At 72.5% G+C, this 17,827-nt stretch carries 14 protein-coding genes, 1 tRNA gene and 1 riboswitch; of the genes, 8 read left to right on the top strand and 7 right to left on the bottom strand.

Translation table 11 applies throughout. The features are described 5' to 3' along the window. Positions 1-93: 93 nt before the first annotated feature. The 5 genes from yjjI to IPM43_14130 all read left to right on the top strand — a co-directional run bounded on the left by yjjI (position 94) and on the right by IPM43_14130 (position 6,368). The gene (gene yjjI, locus IPM43_14150) at positions 94-1,653 is read left to right on the top strand and encodes a YjjI family glycine radical enzyme (protein ID QQS24525.1); all 1,560 of its coding nucleotides are present in this window, start codon (positions 94-96) and stop codon (positions 1,651-1,653) included. Beyond that, the gene (locus tag IPM43_14145) at positions 1,650-2,402 is read left to right on the top strand and encodes a radical SAM protein (protein ID QQS24524.1); all 753 of its coding nucleotides are present in this window, start codon (positions 1,650-1,652) and stop codon (positions 2,400-2,402) included. The genes yjjI and IPM43_14145 overlap by 4 nt, the downstream gene beginning before the upstream one ends. A gap of 124 nt (positions 2,403-2,526) precedes the next feature. Further along, on the top strand, positions 2,527-5,295 hold the full coding sequence (locus tag IPM43_14140; GenBank protein QQS24523.1) for an AAA family ATPase: 2,769 nt from the start codon (positions 2,527-2,529) through the stop codon (positions 5,293-5,295). Between the two features lie 102 nt (positions 5,296-5,397). Then, entirely contained in the window at positions 5,398-5,586 is a 189-nt protein-coding gene (locus tag IPM43_14135) for a hypothetical protein (protein ID QQS24522.1), read from the top strand. Further along, positions 5,583-6,368, top strand: a complete 786-nt coding sequence (locus tag IPM43_14130) for a hypothetical protein (protein QQS24521.1) — start codon at positions 5,583-5,585, stop codon at positions 6,366-6,368. Before IPM43_14135 ends, IPM43_14130 begins: the two co-directional genes overlap by 4 nt. Before the next feature lie 932 nt (positions 6,369-7,300). Here IPM43_14130 and IPM43_14125 read toward each other — a convergent pair. The 4 genes from IPM43_14125 to IPM43_14110 all read right to left on the bottom strand — a co-directional run bounded on the left by IPM43_14125 (position 7,301) and on the right by IPM43_14110 (position 9,255). Continuing rightward, positions 7,301-7,376: transfer RNA gene (locus IPM43_14125), tRNA-Gly, on the bottom strand. A 77-nt stretch (positions 7,377-7,453) separates the two neighbouring features. Further along, on the bottom strand, positions 7,454-8,413 hold the full coding sequence (locus tag IPM43_14120; GenBank protein ID QQS24520.1) for a DMT family transporter: 960 nt from the start codon (positions 8,411-8,413) through the stop codon (positions 7,454-7,456). After that, positions 8,410-8,637: a hypothetical protein gene (locus IPM43_14115; GenBank protein ID QQS24519.1), complete on the bottom strand. Its 228-nt coding sequence runs from the start codon at positions 8,635-8,637 to the stop codon at positions 8,410-8,412. Before IPM43_14115 ends, IPM43_14120 begins: the two co-directional genes overlap by 4 nt. Positions 8,638-8,733: 96 nt before the next feature. Beyond that, positions 8,734-9,255, bottom strand: coding sequence for a hypothetical protein (locus tag IPM43_14110; GenBank protein ID QQS24518.1), 522 nt, complete (start codon positions 9,253-9,255; stop codon positions 8,734-8,736). A gap of 63 nt (positions 9,256-9,318) precedes the next feature. Here IPM43_14110 and IPM43_14105 point away from each other — a divergent pair, with 63 nt between their 5' ends. Then, complete coding sequence (locus IPM43_14105; GenBank protein ID QQS24517.1) at positions 9,319-9,756, top strand: hypothetical protein; 438 nt, start codon at positions 9,319-9,321, stop codon at positions 9,754-9,756. On the opposite strand, the gene IPM43_14100 is transcribed toward IPM43_14105, so the two are convergent. Continuing rightward, positions 9,695-10,864: a homoserine O-acetyltransferase gene (locus IPM43_14100; GenBank protein QQS26472.1), complete on the bottom strand. Its 1,170-nt coding sequence runs from the start codon at positions 10,862-10,864 to the stop codon at positions 9,695-9,697. The two genes, IPM43_14105 and IPM43_14100, sit on opposite strands and share 62 nt — an antisense overlap. A 46-nt stretch (positions 10,865-10,910) precedes the next feature. After that, positions 10,911-11,040, bottom strand: a riboswitch (SAM riboswitch). Positions 11,041-11,048: 8 nt separating this feature from the next. Continuing rightward, entirely contained in the window at positions 11,049-12,677 is a 1,629-nt protein-coding gene (locus tag IPM43_14095; GenBank protein QQS24516.1) for an acyl-CoA synthetase, read from the bottom strand. 225 nt (positions 12,678-12,902) lie between these two features. On the opposite strand from IPM43_14095, the gene IPM43_14090 reads away from it, so the two are divergent. After that, positions 12,903-13,463 carry an SET domain-containing protein gene (locus tag IPM43_14090; GenBank protein QQS24515.1) on the top strand — a complete coding sequence of 187 codons (561 nt, stop codon included), beginning with the start codon at positions 12,903-12,905 and terminating at the stop codon, positions 13,461-13,463. A gap of 86 nt (positions 13,464-13,549) precedes the next feature. Beyond that, on the top strand, positions 13,550-14,779 hold the full coding sequence (locus IPM43_14085; GenBank protein QQS24514.1) for a saccharopine dehydrogenase NADP-binding domain-containing protein: 1,230 nt from the start codon (positions 13,550-13,552) through the stop codon (positions 14,777-14,779). Between the two features lie 6 nt (positions 14,780-14,785). On the opposite strand, the gene IPM43_14080 is transcribed toward IPM43_14085, so the two are convergent. Then, positions 14,786-17,824 (bottom strand): alpha-mannosidase, encoded by a 3,039-nt coding sequence (locus IPM43_14080; GenBank protein QQS24513.1) that lies wholly within the window; start codon positions 17,822-17,824, stop codon positions 14,786-14,788. Between the last annotated feature and the right edge of the window lie 3 nt (positions 17,825-17,827).

The raw sequence follows: 17,827 nt of genomic DNA, 5'->3' as shown, positions 1-17,827 counted from the left end.
CCTACAAGTAGTTGGTGTGGATCTACGGACTAGCAGCTGCGCAAGGGACCAACGGCCCGATATCGGGGCCGGCACAAGTCGTAGGATTCGCCCATGGAGATGACCGAGTTCCAGGCGCGTGCGGCGGCACTCACCCAGGACGGCACCATCGGCTACGACCAGAAGGTGCGCCGTCTCGCGGCGCTCGCCGTCGAAGCCCTGCCGTACCCCGACATCAGCGACGCCTGCTGCGAGGCGCTCGACAAGCGTGTCATCTGCGACCTGTACGAGGGCAACGCGCCGTACACGGCCCGCTACATCCTCCCCGACTACGTCTTGGCCCTGCAGCAGGGACTGCAGTGGCTCGAGCTCCCGCCGCCGCAGACGCTCGACGACGCGATCGCCTTCCTGCAGATCATGTACGCGCATGTCCCGAGCGTCACCACCTACCCCGTGTACCTCGGCGACCTCGACAAGGTGCTCGAGCGCTTCGTCCCGGCCGACATGAGCGACGACGAGCTCGACGCCCGCATCCGCCGCCTGTGGATCGGCATCGACCGCATGCAGCCCGATGCGTTCGCGCACCTCGACCTCGGCCCCGGCGACAGCCGCATCACCCGCTCGATCTTGCGCGTAGAGCGCAGCCTGCGCCAGGCGGTGCCCAACATCACGCTCAAGGTCGACCCGGCCATCACGCCCGACGATCTCGTCGAAGACGCGGTGCGCACCGTGTTCGAGACCGGTAAGCCGCACTTCGTCAACCACCCGATGATGGTCGGCGACCACGGCGAGGCCTACGCCGCGGTGAGCTGCTACAACTCGCTGAAGATCGGTGGCGGCGCGCACACGCTGGTGCGACTCAACCTGAAAGAGGTCGCGCTGCGCCACATCGGCGGAGTAGACGACTTCTTGGCCACCACGCTGGCGAAGTACGTAGAGCTCACCGCCGAGCTGGCCGAGGCCCGCATCCGCAGCCTGGTCGAGCAGCAGCGCTTCTTCGACACCCACTGGCTGGCCACGGAGGGCCTCATCGACATCGAGCGGTTCTCGGCGATGTTCGGCATCTTCGGCCTCGCCGAGTGCACCAACTTGCTGCTCCAGTACGAGGGCCGCGACGCAGGCGGCGAGGTGCGCTACGGCCACAGCGCCGAGGCCGACGCGCTGGCAGCACGCATCGTCGAGCGCACCGCCGAGCTGGTCGCTGCCCGGCCGATGCCGTACTGCGGTGGCGGGCAGGGCCGCTGCTACCTGCACAGCCAGGGCGGAATCGACTTGGACGACCACGTCACCGCCGGAACGCGCATCCCCGTCGGCGACGAGCCGCAGATGCTCGACCACATCCTCTCCTGCGCACCCCACCACCGCTTCTTCCCCTCCGGCGTGAGCGACATCTTCCACGTCGACGAGACAGCCGTGCGCAATCCGCAGGCGATGGTCGACATCATCCGCGGCGCGTTCGAGCGCGGCATGCGTGACTTCACGTTCAACCTCGACGACAACGAGTTCGTACGGATCACCGGCTACCTGGTGCGCAAGAGCGATCTCGCCGCCATCGCCTCGCAGGGCGCGGTGCGCCACGGCAGCGACTACCTCGCCGCCGGCAGCGAGGACGCCTACCACCTCACGCAGCGAGCGGTGAAGCGGGTGCACGCCCACGAGCTCTCGCCGCGGTGAGCAAGGCGCCCGGCGTCGTCGGCACGGTCGGCCACGTCGGTTACGTCGCCGACACGATCGCGTTCAGCAACGTCGACGGTCCCGGCAACCGGTTCGTGGTCTTCCTGCAGGGCTGCAACTTCGACTGCCTCGCGTGCCACAACCCGCAGACGATCCCCCACGCCGACGGCGCGCACTTCGCGACGACCGTCGACGACCTGACCGCGCGCATCCGCCGGGCGGCGCCGTTCGTGCGCGGCGTGACCGTCTCCGGCGGGGAGGCCACCCAGCAGCCGGAGTTCCTGTACGAGCTGTTCAAGGCGATCAAGGCCTATCCGGCGACCGCGGGGCTGACGTGCTTCGTCGACTCGAACGGGGCGTGCCCACCCGCCACATGGGACCGTCTCGCTGGCGTGATGGACGGGGCGATGATCGACCTGAAGTGCCTCGACCCGGACATCCACCTGCGCTCGACGGGCCAGCTCAACGACGACGTGCTGGCGAGCATCGAGCACCTGGCGCAACTCGGCCTGCTGTACGAGGTGCGCCTGCTGCTGGTCGCCGGGGTGAACGACGATCCGGACCTGCTGCGCCGCACGGGTGAGTGGCTGGCCGGCGTCGACCCTTCGATGCGCCTGAAGGTGATCGGCTTTCGTGCCCACGGCGCGCGCCCGCACTCTCCGGCACTTGTACCGCCGACGCCGGAGTCGCTCCACGCGGCAGCCGACCTGCTGCGCTCCGTCTCGCCCTTCGACCTCACGGTCATCTGAACCCGCGCGCCGGCCGACCGGCGAAGTGCGATATCTCACGACACCCGTCTGTACTGACATATCGCACTTCCGCCCGCACCGGACGGCTCAGGGGCCCTGATCGAACGGTTAGCGTCCCTCCCCAGTGACAGGCCGCGACAGGGGGCGCGCGGGCGGGGGGCGCGATGAGGAGGTGCTCGTCGGTCGCGCCACGGAGCACGCCGTCGCCGAACTCGCCGTCGAACGGGCGCTGGACGGCGCCCCCCAGCTGGTCCTGATCGAAGGCGACCCGGGTGTGGGGAAGTCGGCGCTGGCGCGCGCCGTCGCGGCCATGCTGCCGGCCGACGCGATCGTGCTGTGGGCGCGTGGCGACGAGCTCGAGCGCCAGCTCGACTTCGGCATCGTCGACCAGGTGCTCCGCGAGGCCGCCGCGGCCGGGCTCCCCTCCCCGCCAGCCCTCAATCGGGACGGCACCCGCCCCGACCCGCTGGCCGTCGGCGAGATCGTGCTCGGTCTCACCGAGGACCACGGTCGCGAGCGGGCGCTGCTCGTCGTCGTCGACGACGCCCAGTGGGCCGACCTGGCGTCCGTGCATGCGCTCTCCTTCGCCATCCGCCGCCTGCACGACCGCAGCGTTGTGCTGTTGATCGTGCAGCGACCGACCGCCCCAGGCCTCGAGCAGTTCCACCGCCTCGTGCGCGACGGACGCGGCCGCCGGCTGCGTCTCGCTCCGCTGTGCGTCAGCGAACTCGCCGAGCTCGTGCGGGTACGCGCCGGCATCCACCTCACGGCTCGGGCGGCCGAACGCTTCCACGCCCACACGGGCGGTTCCCCGCTGGAGTCCGTCACCTTGCTGGAAGAGCTCGATCCGGTCACGTTGACCGCCGGCTTCGGACCGCTGCCCGCCCCGCAGTCCTACGCATCGATGGTGCTCGCCCGGGTTTCAGCGTGCGCGCCAGAGACCGAGCAGCTCGTTGCAGCCGTCGCTGTGGCCGGCGCCCTCGAGCTCGACGGGCTCAACCGCATAATGGCGTCGGTCGACCTCGCCGCATCGCTGTCGGAGGCCGTCCAGCACGGCCTGGTCGACATGCAGGTGCGCGGCGGGCGCCGCGTCGTCGACGTCACCCATCCGCTCATCCGTGCGGCGGTGCTGGACGATCTCTCGCCGGCGCGTCTCGTGGCGCTCCATGCCGCTGCGGCGGCAGCCGTCGACGACCCCGACCGAGCGTTCCGCCACGAGCTGCGTGCCCACCTCGGACCGTCTCCGGACCTCGCCGCCGAGGGCATCCGGCGCGCCCGCGCCCGACTTGCCGACGGATGGGAGCTGTCGGCCGTCGAGCTGCTCGTGCTGGCCGCCGAGCTGCTCGGGCCCGGCGCGGCGCGCAGCGACGCCCTGCTGCAGGCCTGTCACTGGTTGCTGACCGCCGGCGACACCGCGGCAGCCACCGAGCTGCTGGCGACGGCCGGCGCCCCCGGCACGCCGCTCGAGCTCCTCGTGCGCGGCGAGCTGGCCCTGCTCGATGGCGACCAGGTAGGGGCCCGGCGCCTGCTGTTGGACGCCATGGCCGCCGGCCCCGGCCCAGACGTGGCCGCTCGCGTGGCCGGGCTGCTGGCCACGATCGCGGCCAACGCGGCGCGCGCCGACGCAGCGATCACGTGGGCCCGGCGGGCCCTCGAGCACAGCATCGAGTCCGGCACCGACGCCTCCTACGCGATGACGATGCTGGTGTCGGGGTGGGCCCTGCAGGGCGACCTCCGGGCGGGTGAGGAGGAGGTCGCCCGGTGGGCCGTCCGTCTGGGTGCCACCGCCAACGGACCAGACGTCTGCTACGCGCGGGGCCTGCTGGCGTTGTGGAGCGGCCGGTTCGCCGACGCCGAGCGGTTCCTGACGCCGCTGGTCGAGGACCACCACACCGGCCCGGGTCTGATCGCCGCGAGCGCGCGGTACTCGCTGGCCGACTGCTGGTACCGCCAGGGACGATGGGACGAGGCGCTGGCGATGGCCGTCGACCTGGCGCGGTTGCTCGACGACTCGGGCCAACTGCTCTCCAGCCCGATGGCCCACGGTGTCGCCGCCTCGGTGCTCGCGGCGCGCGGCGACGCCGAGGAGGCGCAGCGCCACCTTAGGGCCGCCGAGCGGGCGATGGCCGCGACGGGAAACGCGGCGGCGGGCCTGTGGCTGCTCGCGGCCACCGCCCGCGTCGCGGTCGCCGCCGACGACGACGCGACCGTCGTCGAGGTGTTGCAGCCGTTGGCCGAGGCACTGCGTGCGGTCGGGCTCCCGGAAGGCACACAACCGTGGCGCGCCGACCTCGTCGACGCCCTCGTCCGACTCGGACGGGTCGACGACGCAGCCCGCGAGCTGGCCGAACTCGTCGCCCGCACCCGCAACGGCGGGGCCCACGCCCGAGCCGGTGCATCGCGCGCGTCGAGCGCGGTCCACGTGGCGCGAGGCGACGACGACGCAGCCGCCGAAGTGTTCGCCGCCGCCCTTGCCGAGGACGCAGCCACCCAGGGCTCCTTCGCCAGGGCCCGGCTGGAGCTCGCCGCTGGCGCGTTCGAGCGCCGTCGCGGCCGGCGCCGGGTCGCCGCCGACCTCCTCGACGCCGCGAGCAGTCGCTTCGAGCACCTCGGCGCGACACCATTCGTCGCCCGCTGTGCCCAGGAGCGCGCGGCATGCGCCGTCGACGCCCGCGCCGGTGGTCGCGCCCGCGCCCTGACCAAGTCCGAAGCGGCGGTCGCCGAGCTCGTCGCCGACGGCCGGACCAACCGCGAGGTCGCGGGCTCACTCGTGATCAGCGTCAAGACCGTCGAATCACACCTTGCCCACATCTACGCCAAGCTCGGTGTGCGATCCCGGACCGAGATGGCGATCGAGTGGCGGGCCGGAAGCGTCGCCAGGGTCGAGCCCTAACGCGCCAGAAGGCGACCGGCGCCGACCCTGAGGCCGATGCCGGCGCGAGGTTCGGGGTTACCCCCGATGACGTCGCACTGGGCTCCTGGGCAACCTCGCCGGGTGCGTTTGGTGATCGAGTTCTCGGGGCCCGGCCGATGGTCGGGCACCGTGCACGTCGAGCCGCCGCCGGTCGTCGACGCGCCATTCGAGGGCCGGCTCGACCTGCTGCGGCTGCTGGAGGCGCTCGTCGAGCCCGCACACGAAGCAACGAGGACCGCTGACGCGGGTGCTGAGGAGGAGCTGCGATGACACGTACCACGACCATTACACCGAGCAGGCCGACGGCCGGCCGGAGCCACGGCACGCGACGCACCGGGTTGGCCGCGCTCGGCGCCTGCGCCGCGCTGGTCCTCGGCGCGTGCAGCGATGACGACGCCGCGGCCCCCGCCGTCTGCGAGCCGTACCTTGGCGTGACGGCCCAGTTCAGCGGCGAGCCGGACCCGGCGACCATCACGCCGCTGCTCGACGCCGTCGACGAGAACGCTCCCGAGGACCTGGCCGAAGCGCTCGGTGTGATGACGGGCGCGGCCCGCCAGGTGGTGGAGACCGGTGACTTCGCCTCGTTCGAGAGTCCCGAGTTCGGGGCCGCCCAGAGCACCGTCGACCCGTGGATGTTCGAGAACTGCGAGTTCGACCAGAAGGCAGAGGTCACGGCGTCGGAGTACGAGTTCGACGGGATGCCGAGCGAGTTCGATGCCGGGACGGCCGCCATCTTGTTGTCGAACGATGGCGAAGAGGCCCATGAGATAGCGATCATGCGCAAGGCCGACGGCGTGACGCAGTCCTGGGAGGAGATCCTCGCCCTGTCCGAGGAGGAGGCCCAGGCCCTCGTCGTGCAGGTCGGCGGCACGTTCGCCGCGAACAAGGACGCGACGAGCCTCGCCGTCGTCGACCTCGTGCCCGGCGACTACCTGGCCACCTGCTTCGTGCCCACGGGCACCGAAGTCGCGAGCGACGGCACGGTCACAGAGGGCACCGGACCGCCGCACTTCGCGCAAGGCATGACCTCGGAGTTCACGGTCGGGGCCTGACGGTCGGCGGCCGGACGGGCTTACGGGGCGGAGCGTCTGGCGAGCGCGACGGCCGGCGAAGTGCGATATCTCACGACACCCGTGTGTACTGACATATCGCACTTCCGCCCGGCCGGAGCCGAAATCGGCGTTGGCAGATGTCGTTCCTACGTCATGGTGGAGGCGAGCTGGTCGATCCTGTGCAGGATGTCGTCGACCGGAACGAAGTCGTGACGGCGGCCCCGCAGGGCGTTTGGAGCGGACGACGGTCCCCCCCCCCCCCCCCCCCCCCCGCCCCCCCCCCCCCCCGCCCCCCCCCCCCGCCCCGCCCCCCCCCCCCCCCCCCCCCCCCCCCCCGCCCCCGCCCCCCCCCCCCGCCCCCCCCCCCCCCCCCCCCCCCCCCCCCCGCCCCCCCGCCCCCCCCCCCCCCCCCCCGCCCCCGCGCCCCCCCCCCCGCCCCCCCCCCCCCCCCCCCGCCCCCCCCCGCCCCCCCCCCCCCCCCCCCCCCCCCCCCCCCCCCCCCCCCCCACCCCCGCGCCGCGGCCTCCCCCCCCCCCCCCCCCCCCCGCCCCCCCCCCCCGCCCCCCCCCCCCCCCCCCCCCCCCCCCCCCCCCCCCGCCCCCGCCCCCCCCCCCGCCCCCCCCCCACCCCCCCCACCCCCCCCCCCCCCCCCCGCCCGGCCCCCCCCCCCCCGCCGCCGCCCCCGCCCCCCCCCCCCCCCCCGCCGCCGCCCCCCCCGCCCCCCCCCCCCCCCCCCCCCCCCCCCCCCCCCCCCCCCACCCCCCCCCCCGCCCCCCCCCCCCCCCCCCCGACGCCCCCCCCCCCCCCCGCCGCCGCCGCCGCCGCCCCCCCCCCCCCCCCCCCCCCCCCCCCCCCCCCCCCCCCCCCCCCCCCCCCCAGCCCCCCCCCCCCCCCCCCCACCCCCCACCCCCCCCCCCCCGGCGCTTCCCCAGTGGAGCGGACGACGGGATTCGAACCCGCGACCCTCACCTTGGCAAGGTGATGCTCTACCAGCTGAGCCACGTCCGCGTTTGTGATCCGTGAGGATAGCCGCCGAGCTTGCCGACCGGACAAGGCGATCAGGTCGGCCGTCGCGGCGTTGCGGGTCAGCCGACGAGCGGTTCGCCGCCCGACGCGGCGGGGGCGACGGTGACGCGTTGGCGCGAGTCGACGACCACCCCGACCAGCCCGGCGAGCACGCCGGCGGCGCCGAGGAGCTGCAGCCCGGCGAGGCGCTGGTCGTACACCAGCCAGGCGCCGAGCGTGGACACGACCGGTGAGGCGAGGGTCATCAGCGACGACGTGGTCAGGCTCAGGTGCCGCTGCGTCCACGTCATCAGCCCGTGGCCGACCACGCCGGGGCCGAGCACCATCGAGCCGAGCAGCAGCCAGTCCTTGGCGCCGAACCCGCCGAGATCGTCGGCGGTGGCGAGTGCCCAGGGGGCGACGACGGCCGAGCCGACGACGAACACCGCCACCAGGAACGACCACGACTCGACGCCGGCGTTGCGGAGCTTCTTCACCGACAAGAAGTAGGCCGTGAACAGCAACAGGTTGACCACGGCCAGCAGGTCGCCGCGCAGCGTCGCCCCGCTGGTGGCCGACCCGCTCAGCACCATCAGCGCCAGGCCGCCGATGGCGAGCGCGGCGAAGGGGACCTTGTCGAGGCGCGGCGGCTCGCCGACGAGGCGCCCGGCACCGAGCAGCACGACCGCGGGGACGAGGGCTCCGATCAGCGTCGCGTTGGCGATCGAGGTGGTGCGGATGGCAGCGAAGCCGAGGATCATCGACGTGCCGAACAGGATCCCGGGCACGAGCGCATGGCGGAACGTGGCGCGGGTGATCCGGTCTCCGAACAGCAGCGACGCGACGAACATCACCGGGATGCCGAGCAGCATCCGGTAGAGCACGATCGTCTGCGTGCTCGCCGTGATGCCCACCACGATGAGCGGCCCGAGCCCCCAGAAGAACACGGCGATGGCGCTCGCGACGAGCGGCAGGCGTGAGTCCGCCACGAGCTCGCCCGAGCGCGGCGTGCCTCGCGCGACGGCCGGCGCGGCGCTCATCCCCGTTCCTCGGGCGGACGGAGGTCCACCCGCAGGACGAGCACCCCGTCCTCCACCGTGGCCACGGCATCGGCGATGATCGCGAAGTCCTGGAAGTCGAGCTGAGCCTGCTCGATGAAGTTCTGGCGCTCCTCGCCGGCGACGGGCGGAAGCGGGCGGCGCTTCACCGCCGCGGCGCGCTCACGGAAGCGGGCGATCATCGCATCGGTGTCGAGCTTGGCCATGAGGATCCAAGGTACCGCCGTCGGCCCCGAGTCACGATGCGGAATCCGGGCCTGCCTCGGAGCAGCGCGGCGGCGCCACCGCGGCGACGAAGCCGCTCAGAAGTCGACGAGGGGGTCAGCTTCGGACTTGCCCTCCGGCCGCGGCGACATGTCCGGCACCGGCTCCAGGTCGAGGTCGTCGAAACCCTCCGGCGTCGCCTCGACGATCTCTTGCAGCTCGCTCGCCAGCAGGCGATCACGCTCGGCGGCGACGACCACCGATCGGGCACGCTCGGGCTCAGCGCCCTCCGGCCGGGCAGCGTCCAGTCGTTGCTGGCGCTCGAGCGCCCCGAGGCGGGCGAAGCGGCGCTCGCCCATCACCTCCAACGGCCCGAGCGCGGTGTGCTCTGGGCGCGTCGCTCGCCAGAACCACACGGTGAAGAGGGCGAGCAGCACGCCGAGAACCGCGAGGGCGGCCACGACGAGGCGAACCGTCGTCGTCGCCCCGGAGTCGCCGACCGACTCGGTGTCGAGCTCTTGCGCCGACGCCGTGGCCGCCGACGCCCAGACGACCAGCACCGTGACCGCTCCGGCACATGCGGTTGCACGCGCAACGAGGGAGCGCACCAAGGTGGTCACGGTGCAGCAGTCTCGCACGTCCACCTGCCGACGACACGCGGAACGAGACGACAGACTGGGGGCATGTCCGTCGACACGCTGTGGCTGATCGCCGCCCTCGCGGTGTGCGGGCTGCTGGCGTGGGTGGCGTTGCGCATCGAACCGCACTGGGTCAGCAAGGACGGCGAGCGCTTCACCTGCCGGGTCCAGCGGCTCGGCCAGGATGCGCCGCAGGGCCGGTGGCGGGAGATGCGCGGCCACGTCGACGGGAACTCCGTCGTGCTGGCGACCCGGGGTCTGATCCCGAACTCGATGAGCGGCAGGTACTCGGTGGAGGTGCGCAGCCCGAATCCGCCCAAGCGGCGTGCGCTGTGGCTGCTCGAGGCCGAGCGTCAGCGGGTGGTGCTGCGCATCCCCGACAGCTCACGCGCCGTGCCCCGGATCGACGCGTTGACCCGGCTCAGCCCTTCGCCACCTGCTCCAGGAACGTCGCCACCGGTTCACCCACCTGGTCGAGGTTGATCAAGAACGCGTCGTGCCCGTGCGGCGAGTCGACCTCGACGTAATCGCAGGGCGCTCCCCCGTCGACCAGCATGTCGCGGATCTGGTGCTGCTGGTACGTGGGGTACAGCATGTCGCTCCACACACCGACGGTCAGGCAGGGCACCCGCACGCGCGCCAATGCCGCAGCGACGCCGCCACGGCCGCGGCCGATGTCGTGAAGGTCCATCGCCTTGCCGATCACCAGGTAGCTGTTGGTGTCGAACCGGCGCACCAGCTTGTCTCCGTGGTAGTCGAGATAGCGCTCCACCTCGAACCGCTGCCACAGACCGAAACCGTCGTGCAGGTTCGCCCCGTCGGCGAGCTCACGCCCGAAACGATCGGTGAACACGTTGTCGCTGCGGAACGTCACCTGCGCGACCATGCGCGCCACCTCGAGCCCTTCGTGGGGGCCGTCGCCGGGTTCGGCGTCGTAGTAGTCGCCGCCACGCCAGCGAGGGTCGAGGCGGATCGCGCGACGCCCGATCGCCCCCCAGGCGATCTGCTGCGCGGTGGCCTGCGCGCAGGTGGCGATCGGCACCAGTGAGCGCACCCGATCGGGAAACGCGATGCCCCACTCGAGCACCTGCATGCCACCCATCGACCCGCCGACCACCGAATGCCAGGACGCGATGCCGAGGTGATCGGCGAGCCTGGCCTGCATGCGCACCATGTCGCGCACGGTGATCACCGGGAAGCGCGACCCGTACGGGCGGCCGTCGTCGGGATGCGCCGATGCCGGCCCAGTGGTGCCCTGGCATCCGCCGAGCACGTTGGAGCAGACGACGAACCAGCGGTTCGTGTCGATGTACAGGCCGGGGCCGATCATCCCCTCCCACCAGCCAGGCGTCGGGTGCCCGGTGTACGCGGGGCCGGCGGCATGGCTGTCGCCCGTCCAGGCATGGCAGAGCAGCACCGCGTTGGAGCCGCTCGAGTCGAGCTGACCCCACGTCTCGTACGCGACCTGCACCTCACGCAACGTCGCCCCGCCTTCGAGCGCGAACGGATGATCGGTCGCCGCCCGGAAGAACTGGCGTCGTCCCGCAGGATCGCCGTCTCGCCACGCGCCGGTCACGGGTGCGGGTTCCAGCGCTTCCTCCTCTCGTGCAGTCGGCGTCTATCGGCGACGTCTCACGAGCCGGAAGCTTCGTTGCCCCGTCTGGAAGGGCCACATCCCCTTGGCGCCTGTCGCCAGGCGGTGGGAAGGCACCGTGGGGCTTCCGACCCCGGTTGCCGGACCCTCGCGGGTCGCTCGTGATGCGTCGGGCGAAACGCTACCCGATGCCGAGTTGGTCCGCAGCGAGATCTTTCAGGCCCCGGTAGTCGACCTTGCCGTTCGGAGCCCTGCCGATGGTCTCGACGACGACGAGGTGCCGCGGCGCCTTGTACGCCGCGAGGCGTTCTTTCACGTAGGCGCTGAGCTCCTCCAACACGAGCGTCGCCCCTTCGGCAGGTTCGACGATGGCACAGATCGTCTCCCCGAAGCGCTCGTCGGGGATGCCCACCGCGACCGCGTCGCGCACGGAGGCGTGCTGCTTCAGCGCCTCCTCGACCTCTTCGGGGAACACCTTCTCGCCGCCGGTGTTGATGCACACCGATCCCCGCCCGAGAAGCACGAGCGTGCCGTCGGCGAGCACCTCGGCCCAGTCCCCGGGCACGCTCCACCGGCGGCCCTCGTACGTGCGGAACGTGCGGGCGGTCTTCTCCTCGTCCTTGTAGTAGCCGACGGGGATCAGCGCGCCGACGGCGACGAGGCCGATCTCGCCCGAACCCGGCTCCACCCGCTTGCCGTCGTCGCCGAACACCGCGCAATTCGGCCCGAGTTGGAACTTGGCCGTCTGGCTGGCCTCGCCGGCGGCACTCACCGAGCCGCCCATCCCGACGGCCTCCGACGACCCGAACGAGTCGAACAGCATCACCTGGGGCAGGTGGCGCAGCAGGCCCGCCTTGTTCTCCTGGCTCCACATGACGCCCGACGACGACATCAGCGAGAGGCTCGACAGGTCGAACCTGGTGGGGTCGGCGTCGAGGCGCTCGAGGATCGGCCCGGCGAACGCCTGGCCGACGATGGCCATGCTGTGCACCCCGCGTCGCTCGACGGTCGACAGCAGCTCGTCGACGTCGAAGTGCCGCGACGTGAGCGTCGCGACCGAGCCGCCGAGGTTCAACGTGATGAGCGCGGAGAACTGGCCGGTGCCGTGCATCAGGGGGCAGGCGGAGAGCAGGACGCGGGGGGTGACGCTGCCGTCCGCGATCCGCGATACGAGCTCGTCGAGGTCGGCCGCGGGAGCGACGCCGAGCAAGGGCTGACCCCCCGCACCGAGCACGTTGAACAGGTCGTCCTGGCGCCACATCACGCCCTTCGGCATCCCTGTGGTGCCGCCGGTGTACAACAGCAACAGGTCGTCACCGCTGCGACCCCACGGTCCCCGCACCGCACCGTCCACCTGGCGGCCGGCGACCTGCGCGTAGTCGGTGGCCCATTCGGGGACCCCTCCGGTCTGGTCGGCGACGCAGTACCACCGCTTCACCTTCGGCAACTCGTGACGCACCCGCTCGACGAGGTCGCAGAACGCGGCGTGGAACACCACCGCTTCGGCGTCGGCGTTGTCGAACAGGTAGACGATCTCGTCGTGCCCGTAGCGGTAGTTCGTGTTCACCGGCGCCAAGCCCGCCTTGAACGCGGCGACGTAGGTCTCCAGGTACTCCGGGCAGTTGTAGAGGTACGCGGCGACCTTGCTCTGGTGGGTGAGGCCGGCGTCGAGGAGATCGGCGGCGAGAGCGTTCGCCCGGCGGTCGAGCTCGCCCCAGCTCACCACCTGGTCCCCGTGGAAGAGGCTCGGTCGATCCGGCACCACGGCCGCGATCGCCTCGTACACGTCGGCGAAGTTCCAGTTAGTCATCGAGGAGCCCCCACTTCGATCACTCGCGGTCACGCGTCCGCCCGGCGAAGGTACCAGCCCGCCCGCCGCCCAGCATTCTCGGTCGGATCAGTCGCGCTATGTGTCACAAATCCGACCGAGAACGCGAGGGGGGCGCGGGGACGAGTTGACTGACGGGGCCGTCAGGGTCGGCTGATCGATCAAGCAGTAGACGGCAGAGGTGGGGCCCCGCCATGCTGGCCGACGATGCACGCGAACTTCCTCACCCCGAAGGCCGAACTGCGCCGCATCCCCGGCTCCGACGACGCCGCGCAATCGACGTGCGTCGCCACCGCGGCGATCGCCGCCGGCGAGACCGTGGCCGTGTTCGGTGGCTTCGTCGTCACCCGCGCCGAGGCCGAGCAACTCGACCGCTCCGACGGCGGGCGTCGCTCGCCGGCCATCCAGCTCGACGACGACCTCTTCCTCGTCGCCGGAGACGACAACGGCGACGGCAACGGAGAAGTCGGCGTCGGCCACTCCTGCGAGCCGAACTGCGGGATGTCCGGGGCGACGATGGTGGTGGCGATGCGCGACATCTCGGCCGGCGAGGTGCTCACCTACGACCCGGCGATGAGCAACGCCTCGGCGTTCGGCGAGCGGGAGTGCCACTGCGGTGCGGGCAACTGCAGGGGCAAGGTCACCGGCGAGGACTGGACCCTGCCCGACCTGCAGCTTCGCTATCGCGGCTTCTTCTCGCCGTACCTGGCCCGGCGCATCGCCCGTCTGGTGCCCACCGGCGCCACCCGCCGGGCCTTCGCGGTGTAGCAGCCGGCAGAGTCGCTGCTGCGCCAGACGTGGCTGCCCGGTCGCCGGAAAGCGACTCGCGAGGCCGCGACTAGCGTGGACGGTGCATGCGCATTCTCGTCGTGGGTGCGGGCGGCGTCGGGTCGGCGATCGTGTCGATCGCCGCGCGCAGGGGGTTCGTCGAACAGCTCGTCGTCGCCGACGTCGACGCCGGCCGGGCCGAACGTGCCGCGCACCGCACCGGCGACGTTCGCATCTCCTCGACGCGCGTCGACGCCTCCGACCCTCTGGACGTGGCCGAGCTGGCCCGCTCGGTGCGCGCCGACGTGCTCGTCAACGCTTGCGATCCACGGCTCAACCCCGCGCTCTTCGACGGTGCCTTCGAGGCCGGCTGCCACTACCTCGACATGGCGATGCACATGTCGCAGCCGCATCCGACCAAACCCACCACCCACGTCGGCGTCCTGCTCGGGTCGGAGCAACTGGCGGTCAGCGACAAGTGGGCCGAGCGCGACCAGCTCGCTCTCGTCGCGATGGGCGTCGAACCCGGCCTGTCGGACGTCTTCGCCCGCTACGCCTGCGACAACCTGTTCGCGACCGTGCAGGAGGTGGGCGTGCGCGACGGAGGCGACCTCGTCATCGACGGGCACGGCTTCGCTCCGACGTTCTCCATCTGGACCACGATCGAGGAGTGCCTCAACCCGCCGATCGTCTACGAGCGCGACCGCGGGTGGTTCACCACCGAGCCGTTCAGCGAGCCCGAGCACTTCACCTTCCCGGAGGGCATCGGTGCCATCGAGTGCGTGAACGTCGAGCACGAAGAGGTCGTCCTGATGCCCTGCTGGCTCGACGTCGGCCGGGTGACGTTCAAGTACGGCCTCGGCGAGGAGTTCATCGACGTCCTGCGGACCCTGCACAAGCTGGGCCTCGACAGCACCCGGCCGCTGAGGGTGCGCGACGTCGAGGTGGCGCCTCGTGACGTCGTCGCGAGCGCGTTGCCGAACCCGTCCGAGCTCGGCGACCGGATGCGGGGGCGCACCTGCGCGGGAGTCCTCGTGCGCGGCACGGGCCGCCTCGACGGCTCACCGCGTGAGGCGTACCTGTACCAGGTGGTCGACAACGACTGGACGATGCGCGAGTGGGGTCACCAGGCCGTCGTCTGGCAGACGGCGGTGCACCCGGTGGTCGCGCTCGAGCTGCTCGCCGAGGGCATCTGGGAGGACGCCGGCGTGCTCGGGCCGGAGGCGTTCCCCGCCGAGCCGTTCCTCGACCTGCTGCCTGCCCACGGCATCGGTTGGGCGATCGAAGAGCGGAGCCCGACCATCCCCGAACGGTGAAGCCGATCAGCGGGCGCGCAGGGTGAGCACCTGGAACGGGCGCATCGCGATCGCCACCGTGCCTTCCGGGCCGAGCTGGAGGGGCGCCAGCGGGCGCTCCAGCAGGTCGCACTCGACGACCGATGCCGCGCCGTCACGCCAGGTGAGGTGACCCGTGGTGCGGGCGCCTCTCGTCTCCCACAGCCGGACGACGAGGTCGCCGGAGCCGTCCTCGGCCCGCTTCACGGCGCCGACGAGCACGCCGGGCACCGCGCAGTCGACGATCGGCGCCGTCGTCACCGGCCGTCCGGCGACGACGCGAACGGGGTGCGCGAGGCGGTGGGCCTCGGTCTCGATCCCGGCGTCGAACGGGTCGCCGTCGTGCACCCACCACGACCAGTGCAGGTCACGCTGCCCGCGGTCGGCCGACGGGTCCGGATAGCGCGCGGCGCGGAGCAGGGTCAGCGCCAGCGCCGGGCCGCGCACGTCGTAACCACGCGGGCCGTCGGCCAGCACGGCGACGCCGAAGCCGGGTTCACCGACGTGCACGTACCGATGGGCGCACACCTCGAACATGGCGGCATCCCACGTGGTGTTCGCATGGCGCGGCCGCTGCACGTGTCCGAACTGGATCCCGCAGGTCGCCGAGCGAGCGAGCACGTCGACGGGCAACACCGACTGCAGCCGGCGCTCGTCCTCGTGCCAGCTCGCGCTGAGGTGGTGATCGACCCGCGCCGACCCGGCGACCACGCTCGTGCGTAGCTCGAAGGTCGACTGCTCGGTGCGGAACCGGGTGACGACGAGAGCGCGGAGCGGACCGGACTCCACCACCTCCCACGAGCACGGGATCAGCTCCTCGCCGGCACCACGCGTGTCGGTCTCGTCGATGTCCCAGGCGTCGTACTCGGCCGGATGATCGCGCCGCAGCACGAGCGTGCCGGCAGCCGAACCGACGGGTAGCACCTCCCGGCCGGAGGGGAGGTGCCGCAACGACACCACGCGTCCGTCGCCGTCCCAGACGAGCTCGACGATTCCGTTGCGTATGCAACGATCCGCGACGACGACGGGCTCGACACCATCTGGCAGCTCGCCGCTCGACCCCAGCTCGGATGCCCCGAAGGCCGCGACGTCCACCCACGCCGCCTTGCCACCCACGTCGACGACGCCGCCGGCGCGCACCGGCGCGGGGTTCACCACCCACTCGGCCCCGGCCGCCGCGGCCCCCGACGCGCCGAGGGCCGCCGACGCGCCGAGGGCCGTCGCGACGAGCTCTTCGGCCGCGGCGGCGACGCGCGCGTGCGCAGCTTCGGCGTCTTGGTGCACCCACGCGATCGACGAACCGGGCAGGATGTCGTGGAACTGCTGGGTGAGCACCTCGCGCCACAGCGCGCCGAGCTCGGCGCCGGGCCAGCGGCCGGCACCGGCGGACGCGCTCCACAGCTCGGCCTCGTGGAGGGCCAGCTCGCACCGGCGGTTGCCCTGCTTCGTCGCCACCTGGCTGGAGTACGTACCGCGGTGCTTCTCCAGGTATAGCTCGCCCACCCACACCGGAGCGTCGTCGCCGTACTCGGCGAGCGTCTCGGCGAAGAAGCCGTCGGCGGAGCCGATGCGCACCGCGGGTGTGCCCTGCCAGTTCGCGCTCAGCCTGGCGCGGGCGAGCATCGTGTCGGTGGCACCGCCCCCGCCGTCGCCGTGGCCGAAGCAGACGAGCGAGCTCGACGCCCCGGCATGGTCGGCGAACCGCCGCGCGGCCCCGCGTAGCTCGGCCGGGGCGAGCCGGGCGTTGTACGTGTCTATCGGACTGAAGTGGCTCAGCACGCGGGTGCCGTCGATGCCCTCCCACCAGAACGTGTGGTGGGGGAAGCGGTTCGTGTCGTTCCAGCTCAGCTTCTGCGTGAAGAACCATCTGCATCCCGCGCCGGCGAGTAGCTGGGGCAGGCTGGCCGGGTAGCCGAAGTCGTCGGGCAGGAACCCGCCGGGGCACGTGAGGTCGAACCACTCTGCGAATGCGCGCTGGCCGTGGACGAGCTGGCGCACGAGGCTCTCCCCGGAGGGCAGGTTGAGGTCGGTCTCCACCCACATCCCACCCGCCGGCTCCCACCGGCCTTCGCGCACCAGCGCCTGCACCTCGGCGAACAGCTCCGGCGCGTCCTCGGCCACCCAGGCGTAGTGCTGGGCCTGGCTGTGCGTGAAGTGGTGGTCGGGGTGCCGGCGCAGCAGGTCGACGGCGTTGGCGAACGTGCGGACGGCCTTGCGCCGCGTCTCCCGCAACGGCCACAGCCACGCCGTGTCGAGGTGGGCGTGGCCGGTGGCGACGAGGCGATGGGCACCGGGTGCCGCACCGACATCGAAGACCGGCGCCAGCGCGGCGCGCGCCGCCGGCGCGGTGGCGGCGACATCGCCGCGGTCCAGGGCGAGCAGGCAGTGGTCGAGCGCGCGGAACGCCCGGGCCCGCAGCGGGTCGTCCGCGTCGAGCACGATCACGAGGTCGATCAGAGCGTGCAACTCGACGGCGAGTGCCTGCACCTCGGGCTCCAGCACGGCCAGCTCGGCGCGGCGCAACGTGTACAGCGGGTGCGCCGGTGCCGTCGCCGGGTCGCCGAGCAGCGTCGGCTCGTACCCGAACACCGGGCCGGCGAGCATCGGTATCGCCACCGCCTCCACCCACACCTCAACCGGAGATCCCGGCATGTGCTCGCCGACGCGGACGAGGCGACGGTCGGGCTGCACGCCGTGCACGATCCGGCCGTCGACGTAGGCGAGGCCCTCCACCTGGAAGCCGTCGGCGCGGCCGCTGAAGCCGAGGTCGACGTGGGCGACGAGCGTTCCGCCGCGTGCCTCGGGCGCGACGGCTCGCAAACGGAACCAGCGCGTGTGCCACGGGCGACCCCAGCGATCACCCACTCGGAACGCCTCGACGGGCGCATCCCGCGCCTCGATGAACGGCACCGGATCGAACCACTCCGCGGTGGCGGCGACGTCGAACTCGACGGCACGCGCGGTGACCGCCGGGCGCACCCAGGTGTCGAGCACGCGCTGGGCTCGCTGCACGGCGGGGCCGCTCACCTG

It is taken from the genome of Actinomycetota bacterium (assembly GCA_016700055.1).
GTDB lineage: Bacteria > Actinomycetota > Acidimicrobiia > Acidimicrobiales > Ilumatobacteraceae > Kalu-18.
This window is presented reverse-complemented; position numbering and strand designations above follow the sequence as displayed.

What these genes read in the sequence shown, in the direction of transcription:
- yjjI (QQS24525.1), top strand. Translation starts at nt 94, where the DNA reads ATGGAGATGACCGAGTTCCAGGCGCGTGCGGCGGCACTCACCCAGGAC.
- IPM43_14130 (QQS24521.1), top strand. Translation starts at nt 5,583, where the DNA reads ATGACACGTACCACGACCATTACACCGAGCAGGCCGACGGCCGGCCGG.
- IPM43_14120 (QQS24520.1), bottom strand. Translation starts at nt 8,413, where the DNA reads ATGAGCGCCGCGCCGGCCGTCGCGCGAGGCACGCCGCGCTCGGGCGAG.
- IPM43_14115 (QQS24519.1), bottom strand. Translation starts at nt 8,637, where the DNA reads ATGGCCAAGCTCGACACCGATGCGATGATCGCCCGCTTCCGTGAGCGC.
- IPM43_14105 (QQS24517.1), top strand. Translation starts at nt 9,319, where the DNA reads ATGTCCGTCGACACGCTGTGGCTGATCGCCGCCCTCGCGGTGTGCGGG.
- IPM43_14095 (QQS24516.1), bottom strand. Translation starts at nt 12,677, where the DNA reads ATGACTAACTGGAACTTCGCCGACGTGTACGAGGCGATCGCGGCCGTG.
- IPM43_14090 (QQS24515.1), top strand. Translation starts at nt 12,903, where the DNA reads ATGCACGCGAACTTCCTCACCCCGAAGGCCGAACTGCGCCGCATCCCC.
- IPM43_14085 (QQS24514.1), top strand. Translation starts at nt 13,550, where the DNA reads ATGCGCATTCTCGTCGTGGGTGCGGGCGGCGTCGGGTCGGCGATCGTG.